The 17984-nt window shown below is 65.2% G+C and carries 20 protein-coding genes; 4 read left to right on the top strand and 16 right to left on the bottom strand.

Annotation, left to right across the window (positions count from 1 at the left end):
* Window positions 1-61 precede the first annotated feature (61 nt).
* The 9 genes from NLM27_RS36425 to phnG are packed head-to-tail and all read right to left on the bottom strand — an operon-like array spanning window position 62 to window position 7061.
* Window positions 62-673 carry a pyridoxamine 5'-phosphate oxidase family protein gene (locus NLM27_RS36425; protein ID WP_254147854.1) on the bottom strand — a complete coding sequence of 204 codons (612 nt, stop codon included), beginning with the start codon at window positions 671-673 and terminating at the stop codon, window positions 62-64.
* Between the two features lie 27 nt (window positions 674-700).
* Window positions 701-1297 carry a phosphonate metabolism protein/1,5-bisphosphokinase (PRPP-forming) PhnN gene (phnN, locus tag NLM27_RS36420; protein WP_254147853.1) on the bottom strand — a complete coding sequence of 199 codons (597 nt, stop codon included), beginning with the start codon at window positions 1295-1297 and terminating at the stop codon, window positions 701-703.
* Entirely contained in the window at window positions 1294-2451 is a 1158-nt protein-coding gene (locus tag NLM27_RS36415) for an alpha-D-ribose 1-methylphosphonate 5-triphosphate diphosphatase (protein WP_254147852.1), read from the bottom strand. The genes phnN and NLM27_RS36415 overlap by 4 nt, the downstream gene beginning before the upstream one ends.
* 12 nt (window positions 2452-2463) lie before the next feature.
* Window positions 2464-3162 carry a phosphonate C-P lyase system protein PhnL gene (gene phnL, locus NLM27_RS36410; protein WP_254147851.1) on the bottom strand — a complete coding sequence of 233 codons (699 nt, stop codon included), beginning with the start codon at window positions 3160-3162 and terminating at the stop codon, window positions 2464-2466.
* A gap of 22 nt (window positions 3163-3184) precedes the next feature.
* Window positions 3185-3997 (bottom strand): phosphonate C-P lyase system protein PhnK, encoded by an 813-nt coding sequence (phnK, locus tag NLM27_RS36405; RefSeq protein ID WP_375142301.1) that lies wholly within the window; start codon window positions 3995-3997, stop codon window positions 3185-3187.
* Entirely contained in the window at window positions 3990-4880 is an 891-nt protein-coding gene (locus NLM27_RS36400) for an alpha-D-ribose 1-methylphosphonate 5-phosphate C-P-lyase PhnJ (RefSeq protein WP_254147850.1), read from the bottom strand. Before NLM27_RS36400 ends, phnK begins: the two co-directional genes overlap by 8 nt.
* The gene (locus tag NLM27_RS36395; RefSeq protein ID WP_254147849.1) at window positions 4877-5980 is read right to left on the bottom strand and encodes a carbon-phosphorus lyase complex subunit PhnI; all 1104 of its coding nucleotides are present in this window, start codon (window positions 5978-5980) and stop codon (window positions 4877-4879) included. Before NLM27_RS36395 ends, NLM27_RS36400 begins: the two co-directional genes overlap by 4 nt.
* 3 nt (window positions 5981-5983) lie before the next feature.
* On the bottom strand, window positions 5984-6592 hold the full coding sequence (phnH, locus tag NLM27_RS36390; RefSeq protein WP_254147848.1) for a phosphonate C-P lyase system protein PhnH: 609 nt from the start codon (window positions 6590-6592) through the stop codon (window positions 5984-5986).
* Window positions 6593-6596: 4 nt separating this feature from the next.
* Window positions 6597-7061, bottom strand: a complete 465-nt coding sequence (gene phnG / locus NLM27_RS36385; protein ID WP_254147847.1) for a phosphonate C-P lyase system protein PhnG — start codon at window positions 7059-7061, stop codon at window positions 6597-6599.
* Window positions 7062-7180: 119 nt separating this feature from the next.
* Here phnG and phnF point away from each other — a divergent pair, with 119 nt between their 5' ends.
* Window positions 7181-7909 carry a phosphonate metabolism transcriptional regulator PhnF gene (phnF, locus tag NLM27_RS36380; protein WP_254147846.1) on the top strand — a complete coding sequence of 243 codons (729 nt, stop codon included), beginning with the start codon at window positions 7181-7183 and terminating at the stop codon, window positions 7907-7909.
* Window positions 7910-8055: 146 nt separating this feature from the next.
* Here the strand turns inward: phnF and phnE (NLM27_RS36375) are convergent, their stop codons facing one another.
* The 4 genes from phnE (NLM27_RS36375) to phnC all read right to left on the bottom strand — a co-directional run bounded on the left by phnE (NLM27_RS36375) (window position 8056) and on the right by phnC (window position 11661).
* Window positions 8056-8901, bottom strand: a complete 846-nt coding sequence (gene phnE, locus NLM27_RS36375; RefSeq protein ID WP_254147845.1) for a phosphonate ABC transporter, permease protein PhnE — start codon at window positions 8899-8901, stop codon at window positions 8056-8058.
* Entirely contained in the window at window positions 8898-9782 is an 885-nt protein-coding gene (phnE, locus tag NLM27_RS36370; RefSeq protein ID WP_254147844.1) for a phosphonate ABC transporter, permease protein PhnE, read from the bottom strand. Before phnE (NLM27_RS36370) ends, phnE (NLM27_RS36375) begins: the two co-directional genes overlap by 4 nt.
* A 75-nt stretch (window positions 9783-9857) precedes the next feature.
* Entirely contained in the window at window positions 9858-10793 is a 936-nt protein-coding gene (gene phnD / locus NLM27_RS36365) for a phosphonate ABC transporter substrate-binding protein (RefSeq protein WP_254147843.1), read from the bottom strand.
* Between the two features lie 58 nt (window positions 10794-10851).
* A complete protein-coding gene (phnC, locus tag NLM27_RS36360; protein ID WP_254147842.1) occupies window positions 10852-11661 on the bottom strand; it encodes a phosphonate ABC transporter ATP-binding protein in 810 nt (269 codons plus the stop codon).
* Between the two features lie 174 nt (window positions 11662-11835).
* Here phnC and NLM27_RS36355 point away from each other — a divergent pair, with 174 nt between their 5' ends.
* The 3 genes from NLM27_RS36355 to NLM27_RS36345 are packed head-to-tail and all read left to right on the top strand — an operon-like array spanning window position 11836 to window position 14402.
* Complete coding sequence (locus NLM27_RS36355; protein ID WP_254147841.1) at window positions 11836-12495, top strand: chloramphenicol acetyltransferase; 660 nt, start codon at window positions 11836-11838, stop codon at window positions 12493-12495.
* Window positions 12492-13685, top strand: coding sequence for an alpha-D-ribose 1-methylphosphonate 5-triphosphate diphosphatase (locus NLM27_RS36350; RefSeq protein ID WP_254147840.1), 1194 nt, complete (start codon window positions 12492-12494; stop codon window positions 13683-13685). Before NLM27_RS36355 ends, NLM27_RS36350 begins: the two co-directional genes overlap by 4 nt.
* A gap of 18 nt (window positions 13686-13703) precedes the next feature.
* Window positions 13704-14402, top strand: coding sequence for a DUF1045 domain-containing protein (locus NLM27_RS36345; RefSeq protein ID WP_254147839.1), 699 nt, complete (start codon window positions 13704-13706; stop codon window positions 14400-14402).
* Between the two features lie 122 nt (window positions 14403-14524).
* Here the strand turns inward: NLM27_RS36345 and NLM27_RS36340 are convergent, their stop codons facing one another.
* The 3 genes from NLM27_RS36340 to NLM27_RS36330 all read right to left on the bottom strand — a co-directional run bounded on the left by NLM27_RS36340 (window position 14525) and on the right by NLM27_RS36330 (window position 17937).
* On the bottom strand, window positions 14525-15172 hold the full coding sequence (locus NLM27_RS36340; RefSeq protein ID WP_254147838.1) for a hypothetical protein: 648 nt from the start codon (window positions 15170-15172) through the stop codon (window positions 14525-14527).
* A 23-nt stretch (window positions 15173-15195) separates the two neighbouring features.
* Complete coding sequence (locus NLM27_RS36335) at window positions 15196-16596, bottom strand: selenium-binding family protein (RefSeq protein ID WP_254147837.1); 1401 nt, start codon at window positions 16594-16596, stop codon at window positions 15196-15198.
* A gap of 399 nt (window positions 16597-16995) precedes the next feature.
* Entirely contained in the window at window positions 16996-17937 is a 942-nt protein-coding gene (locus tag NLM27_RS36330) for a dihydrodipicolinate synthase family protein (RefSeq protein ID WP_254147836.1), read from the bottom strand.
* Between the last annotated feature and the right edge of the window lie 47 nt (window positions 17938-17984).

The raw sequence follows: 17984 nt of genomic DNA, 5'->3' as shown, positions 1-17984 counted from the left end.
GCCCCTCACCCCGCCCTCTCCCCGCAAGAGCGGGGCGAGGGAGACGAGAGAGCGCGGACGTTCACCACATCGTCGCCGCGGCGCGCTCGGGCCAGATGCGATCGTACTCCTCGCCGCCGACCTTGTTCTCGCTCATCTCGGCGAGGATCTGGCCGGGTGTCGGCAGCGTCTTCGGATCGACGCGCTTGTCGGGATTCCAGAGGTCGGAGCGGACGATGGCGCGGGCGCACTGGAAGTAGATTTCATCCACGTGCATCACCATGACGCTGCGCGGCGCCTTGCCCTCGACCTTGAACGAGGCCAGCAACTCGGGATCGATCGAGAGATGCGCCCGGCCGTTGACGCGCGTCGCATTGCCGGAGCCGGGAATCAGGAACATCAGCGCAACCCTGGGATCGCGGACGATGTTGCGCAGGGAATCGACCCGGTTGTTGCCGCGGCGATCCGGCAGCATCAGCGTCTTGGGATCGTGGATGCGGACGAAGCCGGGGAGATCGCCGCGCGGCGAGCAATCGATCCCCTCCGGTCCGATGGTCGCGAGCGCGGCAAATGGCGCCTTCTCGATGAAGATCCGGTAGAGCGGCGTGACGTGGTCGGCGACTTTCACGGTCGAGGCGTCACCAACGGCACCGTAGATGGCCTCTAATTGTTCGACCGTATTGATCACCGTCATTCCACTCTCTCCGTGTTGCGCCGGCCGTTACTCGTGCCAGCTTTCGTTCCTGATCACGCGCAGAAGGTGGCGGCCGTGATACTCCGCGCTGCCCGCGTTGAGAATGGTGACATCGGCAATGGCCGATGCGTCGTCGACGCTGCGCGCGAGGCGATCGACGATATTGCCGTCGCTGTGCCGGGCACGGGCGGCAAGCCGCTGCGCCAGCACATCCGGCGGCGCGGTGATCGCGACCACCACGACGTTTGCATAAGCCTGGCGCAGCGTGCCAATCACCGTGCGCGAGACATTGACGACGACCGTACGCCCGGCGCGGATGTCATCGTTGATCTCGAGCGGCAGCGCGTAGGAATGCCCGTGCGCCTCCCAATGCACGGCGAAGTCGCCATGCTCACGCGCGCGGCGGAAGTCGTCCTGGCTCACCGCGATGTTGTCCTCGTCGGCGGTGGAGGCACGCGTCACGACACGGCGCGGAAAGACAACCTCGTGATCGTCGGCGCAGGCCGCCTGCGCGAGGCGCAGCAGCGTGTCCTTGCCGGCGCCGCTGGGACCGACCACGAGCACGAGCCGGCCGGGCCCGATCGCCCCCGCCTCGCCCTCGGCCATGGTCGCGGTCTCGCTCATGCGACGCGGTTTCCTTCGCGCCAGACGCTGCGGACGACGGGAACGTGGCCGGCGACGTGCACGCGGATCAGGTCGGCGCGCTTGCCGGCCGCGATCTCGCCGCGATCGGTGAGCCCGACGGCATCGGCAGGCGCCTTGGTCACGGTGCGGATCGCCGCGGGCAGGCTGATCGCGGGCACATGCTCGGGCAGCTGCAATGCCCCCATCAGCAGGCTCGACGGGATGTAATCGGACGAGAGGATATCGAGCAGGCCTTCGCGGGCGAGATCGACTGCGGCGATGTTGCCGGAGTGCGAGCCGCCGCGCACGACGTTGGGCGCGCCCATCAGGATGTCGATGCCGGCCTGATGCAGACCGCGCGCGGCTTCCAGCGTGGTGGGGAATTCCGCGACGGCGACACCGTCGCGCACGGCGTCCGCGACGTTCTCCTCGGTGGTGTCGTCGTGGCTGGCGAGCGGGATCTTGTACGCTTGCGCCAGCGCCACGATCTCGCGCATGTTGGTCGCGGCATATTGCTTCTGGTACTCGAAGCGCTTTGCAAACAGCTCGTCGAGCTCGGCATCGGTCTTGCCGCCGCCCTTGCCGCGGTAATAGTCGCGCAGCTTGACCTCGTCGCGGAACTGGCGCTGGCCCGGGGTGTGATCCATCAGCGACATCAGCTTGACGTCGGGACGGTCGATCAGCTCCTTGGCCTCCTCGACCACGCTCGGCATCGGGATCTCGCAGCGCAGATGCAGGAAATGGTCGGCGCGCAGCAGGCTGGCATCGCGCGCGGTCGTGATTGCGGCAGCAAGCACGCCGGAACGGCCATCGACCTCCTCGGCGCCGTCCTCGCGCCAGACCCGGAGCGAGTCGAACACGGTGGTGATGCCTGAGGTCGCGAGCTGGCCGTCATAGGAGATGACGGCCGCGACCGGGTTCCAGAACACTTTTGGCCTCGGCACGTAATGCGCCTCGAGATGATCGGTGTGGAGCTCGATCAGGCCGGGCATGACCAGGTCGCCGCCGGCATCCTCCGCGCCCGCGGGCGCCCTGCCCTCGCCGATCTCGGCAATGCGTCCATCGGCAAGAGCGAGCCAGCCCTGCTCGATCACCCGGTCGGCCAGCACGATTCTGGCGTTGGCGATCACGGATTCCTTCGGCTTGGCGTTCATGTCCCTCTTCCTTTAGGCCGCGGCGGCAAAGCTGGTGACGTCGACGATGCGGTCGGCAATCAGATGCCGGATTTCGTCGTCATGGACAATGGCGACCATGGCGACGCCGCGGCGCTTTTTCTCGGCGATCAGCTCGACCACGACGGCGCGGTTGGCGGCATCGAGCGAAGCGGTCGGCTCGTCCAGCAGCAGGATGGGCAGGTCCGAGATGAAGCCGCGCGCGATGTTGACGCGCTGCTGCTCGCCGCCGGAGAAGGTCGCGGGCGGCAGCTGCCAGAGCCGCTCGGGGATATTGAGGCGATGCAGCAATTCGCCGGCGCGCGTCTGTGCCTCCGTGCGGGCGATGCCGTTCACGATCAGCGGCTCGGCCACGACGTCGATGGTCGCGACCCGCGGCACCGCACGCAGGAACTGGCTGACATAGCCGATGGTGGAGCGGCGGACGTTGAGGATTTGGCGCGGCTCGGCGCTGGCGAGATCGATCAGCGCGCCGCGATGGCGAATGCCGATACGGCCGGAATCGCAGCGGTAGTTGCCGAAGATCATCTTCAGGATCGACGATTTCCCGGCGCCCGATGGCCCCGACAGCACGACGCACTCGCCGGGATCGACGTGGAAGGTCACGCCGCTGACGACGGGCAGTTCGATGCCGCCTTGCAGGTGCATCGTAAAGGTCTTCCTGGCGTCGGTGATGTCGATCATGGCGGTCATCGGCTGGCTCATCTTGGAAGGTTCATGGCGGCAGGATCGAGGAGACGAGGAGTTGCGTATAGGGCTCGCGGGGATCGTCGAGCACCTGGTCGGTGAGGCCGGTCTCGATGACGCGGCCGCCCTTCATCACCATCACACGGTGCGACAGCAGCCGCGCGACCGCGAGATCGTGGGTGACGATGATGACCGCGAGATGCAGCTCGGCGACCAGGCTGCGCAGGAGATCGAGCAGGCGCGCCTGCACCGAGACGTCAAGGCCGCCGGTCGGCTCGTCCATGAACACCAGCCGCGGCTCGGTCACGAGATTGCGGGCAATCTGGAGGCGCTGGCGCATGCCGCCGGAATAGGTGCGCGGCGCGTCGTCGATGCGCGCGATGTCGATCTCGACGCGGGTCAGCCAGTCGGACGCGGTATCGCGAATGCGGCCGTAGTGGTTCCACCCCACCGCCATCAGCCGCTCGCCGACATTGGCGCCGGCCGAGACCGCCATGCGCAGGCCCTGCGCGGGATCCTGATGCACATAGCCCCAATCGGTGCGGAACAGGAAACGCCGCTCGGCTTCGCCCAGCGTCGTGAGATCGCGGGTGATTCCGTCGCGCATGCGATACGACACATGACCGGCGCTCGGCGCGAGCTGGCCCGACAGCATCTGCAGCAGCGTCGACTTGCCAGAGCCGGATTCGCCGACGATCGCCAGCACCTCGCCGGAATAGAGCGAGAACGACACGTCGCGGCACGCCGCGATGCGACCGAAGGACTTGCTGAGCGACTCCGCGATCAGCAGTGGCTGGTCGTTTTCGAGCATGTCGAGATCAACCAAGTCTTGATCAACCATGTGAGCCCGCCTTCTCCTTGTACGGCGCGGCGCTGAGGCTGCCGTGATGGCCGGCGGCCTGGCGGCCCTCGCAATAATCGGTATCGGAGCACACGAACATGCGGCCGCCCTTGTCGTCGGTGACGATTTCGTCGAGATAGGAATTTTCGGCACCGCACAGCGCGCAGGGCGCGTTGAAGCGATAGGGCTCGAACGGATGATCCTCGAAATCGAGCGACACCACCTGCGTGTAGGGCGGGATCGCATAGATGCGCTTCTCGCGGCCGGCGCCGAACAATTGCAGCGCCGGACAATCGTCCATCTTTGGATTGTCGAATTTCGGCGTCGGAGAAGGATCCATCACATAGCGCGCATTGACCTTCACCGGATAAGCGTAGGCGGTCGCGATATGGCCGAAGCGCGCGATATCCTCATAGAGCTTGACGTGCATCAGGCCGTATTCGGCGAGCGCGTGCATGCGCCGCGTCTCGGTCTCGCGCGGCTCGAGGAAACGCAGCGGCTCGGGGATCGGCACCTGATAGACCAGCACCTGATTCTCGTGCAGCGACGTTTCAGGAATGCGGTGACGGGTCTGGATCACGGTCGCCTCAATGGTCGACGTCGTCGTGGCAACGCCGGCGGTCTTGGCGAAGAATTTTCGGATCGAGATCGCGTTGGTGGTGTCGTCGGACCCCTGGTCGATCACCTTCAGCACGTCCTGGGGACCGAGGATCGCCGCCGTGACCTGCACGCCGCCGGTGCCCCAGCCATAGGGCATCGGCATCTCGCGGCTGGCGAACGGCACCTGATAGCCGGGGATCGCGATCGCCTTGAGGATCGCGCGGCGGATCATCCGCTTGGTCTGCTCGTCGAGATAGGCGAAATTGTAGGCGGGCGCGTTCATTCCGCGGCCTCCTTCATGGCGTCGGGCGCATTGGCGTCGGCAAATTCCTGACGCAATTTGCGCAGCAGACCGAGCTCGGACTGGAAGTCGACATAGTGCGGCAGCTTCAGATGCTCGACAAAGCCGGTGGCCTGGACGTTGTCCGAATGGGACATCACGAACTCTTCATCTTGCGCGGGAGCGAGCGCCTCTTCGCCGAGCTCGCGCGCGCGCAGCGCGCGGTCGACCAGTGCCATCGACATGGTCTTACGCTCGCTCTGGCCGAAGGCGAGGCCATAGCCGCGGGTGAAGCACGGCGCTTCCGTCGCCGATCCCTTGAACTGGTTCACCATCTGGCACTCGGTCAGCTCGATGGAGCCGAGCGGCACGGCGAAGCCGACATCTTCCGCGAAGAATTCAACCTCGACCTCGCCGAAGCGGATCTCGCCGGCAAAGGGATGGTTGCGGCCATAGCCGCGCTGGGTGGAATAGCCCATCGCCAGCAGGAAGCCCTCGTCACCGCGCGCAAGATTCTGCAGCCGCAGATCGCGATCCGCCGGGAAGTTCAGGGGTTCGCGGGTGAGGTCGCCGACGCTGGCGCCCTCCTCGGCCTGCGGCGAGGATTCGATCAGCCCGTCGCGACCGAGAATATCAGTCACGCGTGGCGTGGCCGCGGTCGAGGCTTCGGCTGTCGCCGGCGCCCCCGGCACAAAACCTTCCGCGAGCGAGGGATCGAGCAGCCGGTGGGTATAGTCGAAGGTCGGACCGAGGATCTGGCCGCCCGGAATATCCTTGAAGGTCGAGGACACCCGCCGCTGCACCCGCATCGCGCCGGTGTCGACCGGCTCGCTGGCGCCGAAGCGCGGCAGCGTGGCGCGGAAGGCGCGGACCAGGAAGATCGCCTCGATCAGGTCGCCCCGCGCCTGCTTGATCGCGAGCGCCGCGAGCTCGCGATCATAGAGCGAGCCCTCGCTCATGACGCGGTCGACGGCCAGCCCAAGCTGCTCCGAGATCTGGTCGAGCGTGACTTCCGGAACACCGGGGTCACCGCGCCGCGCGTTTGCGAGCAGGCGATGGGCGTTCTCGATGGCGCGTTCGCCGCCTTTGACTGCGACATACATGCTTCAGCTTCCCTTGTTCGCGACACGCGTGGTGCGGGGGATCGCGACCACGGCATCATCGGCGACCAGCACTACATCGATGCCGCGCGGAAACAGCGGCTCGTTCATGCGCAGGCGCTCGAACAGATCGAACGGCTTGATCGACGCGTGGAGCGTCGCGGCGCCGTCGATGCCGGGACCGCGCAGCTCGAAGCTGCGTCCCGAGCCCAGACCATCGACCTGGAGGATCAGCGTGGTCGAGCGATCCGGATATTCGTTGGTGCCGAGTGCGAAACGCTCGAGCGGCGGAAGCGCGGAGCCGTCGCTGATCAGCGCGAAGCTTGCAATCGACGTGTCCTGCACCACCGGCGCACCGGTGTGGAACTTGAGCCATTTCACCACATCGGAGCTTTCCGACATGCGCGCGTCGAGCCAGAGCGGCGTGTCGTGATCGAACAGCGTCAGCGCGATCGCGGCGGTGCCTCGCATCACCGTATCAGGCGTTCCCGCCATCGGCACGATGCGCTGGACCGATCCCGGCCGCGCCATCGCATCCATCACCGAGCGAAAGGTCGATTGCGCCGACAACACCTTGTCGGCGAATCCCGGCGGCAGTTCCGCAATCGTGGTCATGATCTCACCCCTCACCGCGCACCATGGTGTAGAAATCAACCTTCGTCGCGGCGGTCTCGGCCGCCGCCTGCTGCCTGCGAATCATAAGCTGCTCGCGCAACGGCGCGATAACGTTGCGCTCGACGGCCGCACCGAAATCGCCGGACTGCACCAGCGCGTCGCACAGCGCGATCAGCCGCGCCTTCTCACCGTCGCGCCCGAGCGTGTAACCGAAACCGACCTCGCCACTCGCAAGCTTGACCGCGGCGCGCGACACCGTGGCCTCGCCGAGGTTGAACGGCGCACCATCGCCGCCGACCCGGCCGCGCAGCATGACGAGCCCGTTTTCGCCTTCGCGCAGGTCCTGGTGACTGGGCAGGGGAATTGTGCGGAGGCGAGCGGCGATCTCGCCCGCCTCCGCGTGCGCCAGCACGGCCATCGCGGCCTTGCGCTGGGCTTGCTGGTTGTCGTGCTGCGTCACCTGATCCACCGAACTTTTCTACAGAACTTGCCGAATCCAAGTTGTCTATGATACTAGACAACTTCATACGGACGCGCCATGACTGTTTCGTGACAAAGATGTGATTTTCGGGCTAGGCTGACCGCGACATGAGCATGCAGGACACAGCCTCTTCGGGCGTCGCTTTGTGGCGCCTCGTTGCCGACGGCATCGAGCGTGGCATTGCCGACGGCCGCTTTGCCGCGGGCGACAAGCTGCCGGGCGAGATGGAGATCGCCGAAACCTATCGCGTGAACCGCCACACCGTGCGGCGCGCGCTGGCCGCCCTTGCCGAGCGCGGCCTCGTGCGCGCCGAACGCGGCAGCGGAACCTACGTCGAGGCGCAGAAGCTCGCCTATCCGCTGCGCTCGCGCACGCGTTTCTCCGAGATCGTCGGCGCCGGCGGCCGCGAGCCGCGCGGCCAGTTGATCGAGGCGTCCGAGGACGTTGCGACCCGCGAGCTGGCGCGCGAGCTGGGCTTGAAGGCCGGCGCGCCGCTGGTGCGAATCGAAGCGATCCGCCTCGCCGATCACACGCCGATCTGCGTCTCCACGACCTGGCTGTCAGCGGAATTGTTTCCGGGCGCGGGCGAGGTCTTTGCCGCGACGCGCTCGATGACGAAGCTGCTGGAGCATTACGGCATTCGCGACTACCGCCGCGGTGCGACCCGGATCACGGCAGGCATCGTCGACGCGACCGACGCCGCACGGCTCGATCTCGCATTGGGGCGTCCGATCCTGGTGGTCGATGCGACCGACCAAGATCTCGACGGCAAGCCGCTGGTGACCAAGCACTCGCGGTTCGCGGCGGAGCGGGTGGAGTTTCTGGTGGAGTCGTGACGGTCGGCTGCTTCCGCCACCCTCCCTCCACGAATCCGGAATCGTAGGGTGGGCAAAGGCGCACTTGCGCCGTGCCCACGATCATTCCAAGATTTCGGCAAAAATGGTGGGCACGCTTCGCTTTGCCCACCCTACGGCAGCCGGGACTAGGCCACTGCCCTTTGTCCGATGATCGCAAACCGCAGCTTGCCCGAGATGAAATCGATCGCGGCCACCGCGACCAGGATCATCAGGATCAGGAACGATACCCTCTGCCATTCCAGCACACGGATCTGCTCGGCGAGCTGGAGGCCGATGCCGCCGGCACCGACGATACCGATGATGGTGGCCGAGCGCGTGTTGGATTCGATGAAGTAGAGCACCTGGCCGGCGATGACAGGCAGGACCTGCGGCAACAGGCCGAACCGGATTTCGTGCAGCGAGTTGCCGCCGGCGGCGCGGATGCCTTCGACCTGCTTCTGGTCGGCGCCCTCGATCGCCTCCGAGAACAGCTTTCCGAAGGCGCCGAAATCCGACACCGCGATGGCGAGCACGCCGGCGAACGGGCCGAGCCCGACCACGTTGATCCACACCAGCGCCCAGATCAGCGTGTCGACGCCGCGGATCGAATCCAGGAATCGGCGCACCGGGAAGCGCAGGATGCTCGACGGCACGATGTTGCGCGCGGCCAGCAGACTGATCGGGAGCGCGAACACGGCGGCGAGCGTGGTGCCGAGCAGCGCGATCGACAGCGTCTCGCCCAGCGCCTTCAGATAGACCGGCAGCGAGGAGCCGGGATCTGGCGGGATCATCATCAGGCTGATCCAGCCGAGCTGGCTGAGGCCGGCGAAGAACCGCGACGGCGAGAAGTCGAGATCGACCAGGCCATAGGCCAGGATCGCGAGCGCCGCGACGATCATCGCCGGCATGGCGAGCCGCGCCGAAGCCGGCCGGTCGAACACATCAGGGTAGCGCGCGCGAAGCGCGGCGGTGTCGACCTCCTGCGGCGTCACGACCGCGCCTCCTTGCCGAACAGGCGGCCGCGCAGCCAGCCGGTGGTGATGTCGATGATGAAGACCGTGACGATGATGGTGATCAGGATGGCGCTGACGTCCGAATAATAGAACTTGCGGATGGCGACGACCAGCTCCTGGCCGATGCCGCCGGCACCGACAAAGCCCATCACGGAGGCCTCGCGCACGTTGATCTCGAAGCGCAGCAGCGCGTAGCTGGCATAGCCCGCGGTCACCTGCGGCACGATCGCAAAGCGCATGCAGGAGAGCCAGCTCGCACCGGTCGAGCGGATGCCTTCGACCGGCTTCATGTCGGCGTTCTCGACAATCTCCGAGAACAGTTTTCCGAGCGCACCGGTGGAATGGATCGCGATCGCGAGCACGCCGGCCATCGGCCCTAACCCAAAGGCGATGACGAAGACCAGCGCGAACACGATGCCGGGAACGGTGCGGGCAAATTCGAGCAGGCGCCGCACCACGAAGCGCAGCCAGGGCGCGGGCGAGGTGTTTTCGGCCGCGAGGAAGTTGAGGGCGAAGGCGAAGGTCGCGCCGATCAACGTGCCGACATAAGAGATCAGCAGCGTCTCGCCGAGCATCTTCAGCCATTTGCGCCAGCCCCAAAACCACTCGCCGAGATCGGTCCAGACGCGCTGGCCGCTGTCGAGCGTGAAGATGCGATCGAAATAGCTGATGAAATTGCCGAAGTAGGTGAACAGCGTGCGCAGATTCACTTCGGCGCCGACCGCGGCCAGAAGCAGCGCCGCGGCGAAGACCACGGCTCCCAACAGGAGACGCCACCGGCGGCGCGCGACCGCCTGGCGATAGGCGGCGTCGAGCACGGCAAGCTGTTGCTCGGGAAGGATCGAAACCGCGACTGTCATCTTGTCAGGGAACGTGGCCGATCAAAGAGAAGGAGCCGGGCCCATCGACCCGGCTCCAGTTGCGTCGCCCTGGGATCAGGACGCCTTCTTCTTACGCAGCGCGTCGACGAACTTGATCAGCTCGATCGTGCCATCCCAGTCCTTGGTGGTGGCGTGATGAAAACCCTTCTTCTGGCCGTCCTGGAGGCGATCGAACGCCGCCTTGTCCTTCGCCGGCGCGTCGAAGAAGGCCTTCTCGATGGCCGCCTTGGCGTCATCAGGCAGGTCGGAGTTGTAGGCGTAGGGACCGTTGATGATCGGTGCCGACTTGTGGATGATGCGGAAGTCGTCTTTCTTCATCGCCGAGCCGTCGGCATTCTTCAGCATGCCCTTGGTCAGCATCTGCGCCAGCGTCGAATCGTCGTCGGTGGTCCACTGGTTGGCCGCGACGTCGACCGTGCCCTGCGCCAGCGCCAGCATCGCGTTCTCGTGGCTGCCGGTGAAGACGACCTTGCTGAAATAGGTGTCGGCATCCGGGATGCCCATCTTGTCGAGCTCGAAGCGCGGCACGTTGTTGCCCGACGTCGAGTTCGGATCGACGAGGCCGAGGTTCTTGCCCTTGAGGTCGTCGACCTTCTTGTAGGCACTGCTCGCCTTGACGAAGAACACCGAATAGTAGCCGGTCGAGCCGTCGGCGTTGATGTCGTTGGCGAAAGCGTCGGTCTTGACGCCGGTCAGGCGGGCGCGGGCGAACGAAGCCGAGCCGTAGCTGGCGATATGGATGTTGCCGGCGCGCTGGCCTTCGATCACGGCGGCGTAGTCGTTGGCAATGCGCAGCGTGACCTTCACGCCCAATTCCTTGGAGAGATAGCTCATGAACGGCGCCCAGCGCTCGGTGACGCCCGAGGCGTTCTCGGCCGGGACGACCGCGAAGGTCAGCTCGGGATATTTGGCTTTCCAGTCTTCGGCAGAAGCGGAAGCGGTGAACGCGAGCGCGGCGGCGCCGGCAAGAACGAGTCTGCGAGTGATCATAATACCCTCTTCGTCGGTTGGGGTCGGTTGACGCAAAACTGGCAGTTAAACGTGCGGCTCAGGCCGCCGCGGCGGTTCCGAGCGCCGGAACGCCCTCGGGCGCCGGGACTGGCACACCGCCCATGACGTCGGCGGCTTCGAGATCATAGAGCTCGCGCGCAACGTGGTCGGTCAGCTCGGACGGCACGCCGTCGAACACCACGCGGCCGGCGGCCATGCCGATCAGGCGGTCGCAATAGGTGCGGGCGAGATCGAGCGAATGCAGGTTGCAGAGCACCGTGATGCCGAAATGCTTGTTGATGCGCAGCAGCGCGTCCATGACGATCTTGGTGTTGCGCGGGTCGAGCGAAGCGATCGGCTCGTCGGCGAGGATGATGTCGGGCTGCTGCACCAGGGCGCGGGCGATCGCGACGCGCTGCTGCTGGCCGCCGGAGAGCTGGTCGGCACGCTGCGCGGCGAGCGCGGCAATGTCGAACTGCTCGAGGGCCGACATCGCCAGCGCCTTGTCCTGCTCCGGCCAGATTTGCGACAGCGAGCGCCAGGCGGGCATCGTTGCCAGACGGCCCATCAGGACGTTGGTGAGGACATCGAGCCGGCCGACCAGGTTGAACTGCTGAAAGATCATCGCAGAGCGCGCCCGCCACTGCCGCAGTTCCTTGCCGCGCAGCGCGGTGACGTCGATACCGTCGAACTGGATGCGCCCCTCAGTCGGCGTCACCAGGCGGTTGATGGTCCGCAGCAGCGTCGACTTGCCGGCGCCGGATCGTCCGATCACGCCGACGAAGCCGCCGGGTGAAATTTGAAACGAGGCGTCGTCCACCGCGGCTTTCGCGCCGAAGCGACACGTCAGACCTTCCACCACCAGCATGCAGGACTCCAGAGTAGCTGGAGCCCACCGCTAACGCCGGCGCTTAACACTTGTGTGACATCCGCATTGCGGTGCGGCGATCCAACACACGTCATCCCCTGTCATCGCCACGTCATGACATCGTCATCAAGCCACTTGAAGAGGAACGCCCGCCCCCCGTGCTTCGGATGCAACATGGCCGCCAAAGCTCTTTCGGTGCAACCGACGATCGACCCTTCCGCCAAGCTGCACGACACCAGGCTCGGTGCCTACACCGAGGTCGGGGCACGCACGATCCTGCATGAAGTGACGATGGGCGACTATTCTTATGTCGTGAACGACGCCCAGATCACCTACACGACCGTCGGAAAGTTCTGCTCGATCGCCGCGATGACGCGCATCAATCCCGGCAATCATCCGATGCATCGCGCGACCCAGGCGCATTTCACCTACCGCTCCAGCGCCTATTTCGAAGGCGAGAGCGACGACGTTGAGTTCTTCGACTGGCGGCGCCAGCATCACATCCATATCGGCCATGACGTCTGGATCGGCCATGGGGCCATTGTGCTGCCGGGACGCAGCATCGGCACCGGCGCGGTGATCGCGGCCGGCGCCATCGTCACCAAGGACGTGCCGGCCTACACCATCGTCGCCGGCAATCCGGCGCGCATCGTGAGGCGGCGATTCTCCGAGGAGATCGCCGGACGGCTCGCCAGGCTCGCCTGGTGGGACTGGGATCACGACAAATTGCGTGAAGCGCTGCCCAATTTCCGCAAGCTCGGGATTGAAGATTTCCTCTCGGCATACGAAGCACGGGCAAGCTCCACAACCAGCAAACGAAGCGCGGTCGCGTGACAGACATATTCCTTGAAGGCGGCCGGGCCCTGATCGGCGCCGAGCTCGTCGAAACTTCGCTAGGCGTGTCCGGAACGGACATTGCGCATGTCGATGCCTCGCGCGGCCGTGCCCGGCTGGCGATCGATGCACGAGGCCTTCTGGTGCTGCCCGGCATCGTCGACCTGCATGGCGATGCCTTCGAGCGGCAGATGATGCCGCGCGCCGGCGTCGATTTTCCGATCGACGTCGCGCTTGCCGACAGTGATCGTCAGGCGATCAGCAACGGCATCACCACCGTCTTTCACGCCACGACCTGTTCATGGGAGCCGGGCCTGCGCAGCGCCGACAATGCGCGCGGCCTGATGGAGGCGATCGAGCGGCAGCGCCCGCAATTCGCCGCCGATACCCGCGTTCATCTGCGCCACGAGACCTACAATCTCGATGCCGAGCCTGAAATCAGCCAGTGGCTCGCCGAGGGCCGCGTCGACCTGTTCGCCTTCAACGACCACATGGACGGCACCGTGGCCGACATGGCCAAGCCCCGCAAGCGCAACCGCATGGTCGAGCGCACCGGCCTTTCGAGCGAGGATTTTGATCGGCTGGTCGAACGCATCGTCGCGCGCGCCGCCGACGTGCCGGCCTCAGTGTCGCGGCTCGCCGCGATGGCCCGCGGCGCTGAGGTGAGGATGCTCTCGCACGACGATGCGACGCCGGTGATGCGTCAGGAGTTTCGCGAGCTCGGCGCCACGATCGCCGAGTTTCCGATCAACGAGGAGACGGCGCGGGCGGCGGCAAGCCATGGCGATGCCATCGTCTACGGCGCGCCGAACGTCGTTCGCGGCGGCAGCCACACCGGCTGGACCAGGGCGTCGGACATGATCGCCAAGGGTCTCTGCTCGGTGCTGGCGTCCGATTATTACTATCCCGCACAGCTGCTCGCCGCATTTCGGCTTGCCGCCGACGGCGTGCTGCCGCTGACGGAAGCCTGGAACCTGGTCTCCGCCGGGCCTGCGCACGCAACCGGCCTTACCGATCGCGGCGTGCTCGCGGAAGGACGCCGTGCCGACATCCTTCTGGTCGATGACAGCGTGAAGCTGCGGCCGCGGCTCATCGCGGTGATATCAGGCGGCAAGCTCGTGCACCTCACCGATGCGACGCGGCTGCTCGCAGCAATGACGACACCGCGCGAGGCTGTCGTCGCGGCCTAAATTGGTTATGCTTAGGCGATGACAGGTTTTCCCCGCTACGCGATCTATTTTGCCGCAGGCAGCGACAGCGCCCTCTCCCGATTCGGCGCCGAGCTGCTCGGCTACGATGCCTATACCGGTGACGAGCTGCCGTTTCCGCGCGAGACAGTGGATGTGGCGCCGGACTGGCGCGATATCAGCGCGGATCCCCGCAAATACGGCTTTCACGGCACGCTGAAGGCGCCGATGGCGCTCGCGCCCGGCAGGACGGAAGCCGAGCTCGCGGCGGCCTGCGTGGCTTTCGCCTGCAAGGCTCGATCGATCCCGATGATCCGTCCGGTCGTCGATTCCATCAGCGGTTTCATTGCCGTCATTCCGGCCGAGCCGGTCGATGCGCTCGAAGAGCTCGCCGCCGATTGCGTCCGCGATTTCGATTCTTTTCGTGCTGCACTGACGGCGGAAGACCGTGCACGGCGCAGACCTGAGAAGCTGAGCGAGCGGCAGCGGGATTATCTCGACCGCTGGGGCTATCCCTATGTGATGGAAGAATTCCGCTTCCACATGACCCTCACCGGCCGGCTGGATTCAGAGCGCCGCGGACCGATCCTTCAGATGCTGCGGACCCGGTTTGCGCCGCTTCGTCTCGACACGCTGGCGATCGACCGCCTCACGCTATTCAAGCAGGACGACGCGAAGGCTCGCTTCCGCATCATCGGTGAGTGGGCGTTAGCAAGTTAGTCCACTTCCACCGTCATTGCGAGGAGCGAAGCGACGAAGCAATCCAGACTGTTTCCAGAGGGAAAGTCTGGATTGCTTCGCTTCGCTCGCAATGACGTTGGGGAGACATTCTCAGCCCCGCGTCAGCTCGCAAGATTGAAGGCGAGCGCCACCGCGCCAACCAGAACGAGGCTGGTCGCCCAGACTGCATCCAGATTGAACCAGCTTCGCGAGACGAACTTCAATCCCAGATAGCGGTAGACCAGCCACGCCAGACATCCGCCGGCGCCGACCATGGCGACAACGTGCACCAGGGACACCAGCGCCGCCATCCCGAGATTTGCCTTCATCAGCGCGCCCGCCGCCTCATGGCCGGGATCGAGCTCGAAGGCCCGGCAGAGCCCGAGATAGATCGGCACGAGCATCAAGGCAGCGCCGTGGGCAATGGCGACGGCAAACGACCAGAGCGCCAATTGCGTCGGCGGAATTCGCGCCAGCGCGCGGGGGTGGCGCCGCGCGATCAACCGATAGACGCCGAAGCCGATGACGAGAAGGCTTGCACTGATCTGGATTGGACGCTGCCACTCGGCCAGCACGAACAGAAATGCGAAGGGCAGCAGCACGAGAAGCGTTGCCAGGAGATGCCCCGCCGACAGCGCCCACAACGCGCGGAAGAGCGCGCGTGGGCTCTTGTCCATGAGCCCGGCCGAAACGGCGAGCGGCCATCCCATCCCCGGATTGATCCCGTGGTAGAGACCGCTCGCAACAAGAGCGAGCCAGAGCCACCCCATCGCCGGGCTCGCGTGCCCCCAATCTAGGCTGACGGATAGCAAAAAGAGTCCGTCGAACAATCGCCGCCCTCGAGCCTGATCTGGTGCGCACGATATCCGTCGGGGAAGCTCACGAAATAATCCTTGTCGAGCTCGAGACCGCCGTCGCGACCGGCATTGGCCATGACCTCCACGCCCGGAACCCCGTCGGGATAGAACTGATCGTCCCAGGTGGAATAGAGCGAATTGGTCCAGTACACGCGTCTGCCGTCGCGGCTGATCTCGACCATCTGCGGCCCTGCCGCAAAGGCCTTGCCATTTGGATGCGGGGTGCGGCGCGCGATGCCGCCGATGTGGACCGAACCCGCAAGCTTCGGCTTTCTGGGATCGCTGACGTCGTACTGGCGCATTTCACCCGTACCCCAGCACGAGACATAGAGAAACCGGTCATCCATCGACAGGTCGATGTCGGTCACCAGGGGCGGCACCGCGCCAAACCCCTGCAGCAGCGGCGGGAGCTTCTCCTTTGGCGCGGGCTCGGGCGGGATCGTCGCCGTCTTCTCGGCATGGAATTTTCCGCCTTCGCGCCACCAGGTCCAGATCGATGCTTCGAGGTTCGTGGTGTCGACCACGACGCCGACGAAGCCGTATTCGCGAACCGGATCGTGCGCCGGTCGTACCTCCAGCGCCATTTGATGATTGGCGCCGAGGTCGATGGTTTGCACATTGCGCCGGGCGCGGAGATCCCAGAAGTGGAGAGAATGGCCATATTTGTTCGACAGCAGATCTTCCGGAACGATCCCGTTCTCGAACTGCGGCGGCAGCGCCCATTCGCTCGTCACCATGTAGTCGCGCGGCAAGTTCCACCAGAAATCATAGTGCCGCGTCTGCGGGCCACGATCGATCTCCCAGCGTCCGAGGACCTCGAACGTCTCGCAATCCATGATGAAAACGCCCGGAGGTCCGTTGGTGCCGTCCTTGCCGCCGCCGCCCAACGTGCTCACATAAATGCCGTCCGGCCCGCAATGGATCGTGTGCGGCCGCGAGTAGCCGGTCTTCTTGAAGACTTCCTCGGGTTCGATGATCTTGTGGATCTTGGCTTTGGTCGGATCGGGCTTGGTATCGATGATGTAGATGCGCGACGAGCGCAGCCCGGGGATGATGAGATAGCGCCGCTCGATGAAGGCGTGGCCGGCGAGCGGCGACAGAGCGGAGGAGCAGGCATTCCAGCCGAAGTGATGAAACTCGTCACCCTTGTTGGGCATCGTCACGGTGTGGACGATCTGGCTATAGGTCGGCGATCCGGGCTTGACGTCGATGACCGCAAGAGCATCCGGCTTTGAGAAATCCGGACTGAGCAGCAACGTGTAGGCGAAGTTCTCCGCAGGTGCTTCCATCGCAAGCCTGGGCGATGCGTGAAAGGTGGGATCCGGCCTCATCGTCATGGCACTGCCTCCCTGTTCTGTCGGTTCGCGCCAACCTGGCTCGGGATAACGGCATAATGAAGAGGTGTTAGGCGGTGTCTTGAGACTGCTCCGCAGGGTCTGGTTGGCCGGGATACGATACTTGATCGCCGGCTCGGGGGAAACTGGCGGAAACGCGCCAATTCGACGCCTTCAGCCGAAAATGGGCTTTTGCGATGAGGCCAGCGCGCCGCCTCTTCTCCGATGTCGTCCTGGCGAAAGCCAGGACCCATTACCCCAGGGAGTAGTTGGCGCGAACTGCTAACGGCGAATCTTCGTCAAACCACCAGCTGGGGGAATGGGTCCTGGATCGGCGCTCACGACGTTCGCTTGTCCAGGACGACAGCTGAGATAATTCAGGCAACCCAGCAAGTGGCTCCGCTACTTCCCCCAGCGCAGCGCGAGCGCGTCGCGCTCCTGTGCGAGCTCGAGCAACCCTGCCCGCGTTGCCGGATGCAACGGCTGAAGCGGATGGCGAACAGCGTCCGATTTGATCACGCCGCCGGCCTGCATCATCACCTTGCAGGCGCTCAAGCCGCACTGACGGTTCTCGTAGTTGATCAGCGGCAGCCAGCGCTCATAGGCGGCCTTCGCTTCCTCGCGCTTGCCGGCGAAATAGGGATCGATGATCTGGCGGATGCCGTCGGGATAGCCGCCGCCGGTCATCGCGCCGGTGGCGCCGGCATCGAGATCGGCCAACAGCGTGATCGCCTCCTCGCCGTCCCAGGGTCCCTCGATGTCTTTGCCGCCCGCCTCGATCAGGCTGCGCAGCTTGGCGGCGGCGAAGGGCACCTCGATCTTGAAATAGCGGATGTTGGAGAAGTCGCGCGCCAGTCGCGCGAGCAGCTCGACCGAGAGCGGCGTGCCGGCAACCGGCGCATCCTGGATCATGATCGGGATGTTGATTTCGCCCGACAGCACCTTGAAGAACTCGACGATGCCCTTTTCGGGCACGCGGAAGGTCGCGCCGTGATAGGGCGGCATCACCATCACCATGGCGGCACCTGCCGCCTCGGCCTGCTGGCTTCGCGCGGCGCACACGGCCGAGCTGAAATGCGTGGTGGTGACGATCACGGGAACCCGGCCGGCCACATGGTCCAGCACCGCATGCATCACGGTCTCGCGCTCGGCGTCGGTGAGCACGAACTGCTCGGAGAAATTGGCGAGAATGCAGAGACCGTTCGAGCCGGCATCGATCATGAAATCGATGCAGCGGCGCTGACCCTCGAGGTCGAGCTCGCCGCGCTCGTCGAAGATGGTGGGCGCAACCGGGAACACGCCGCGATAGGGGCGCTGGGCGTTGTATTGTGGTGTGACCGGCATCGAACTCTCCATCCCTGATGCATCTTACGTCTGTCTCGGCGCTCGCG

Source organism: Bradyrhizobium sp. CCGB12 (assembly GCF_024199845.1).
Lineage (GTDB): Bacteria > Pseudomonadota > Alphaproteobacteria > Rhizobiales > Xanthobacteraceae > Bradyrhizobium.
Note: the sequence above shows the minus strand (reverse complement) of the source record. Positions and strands in the feature narration are given on the sequence as shown.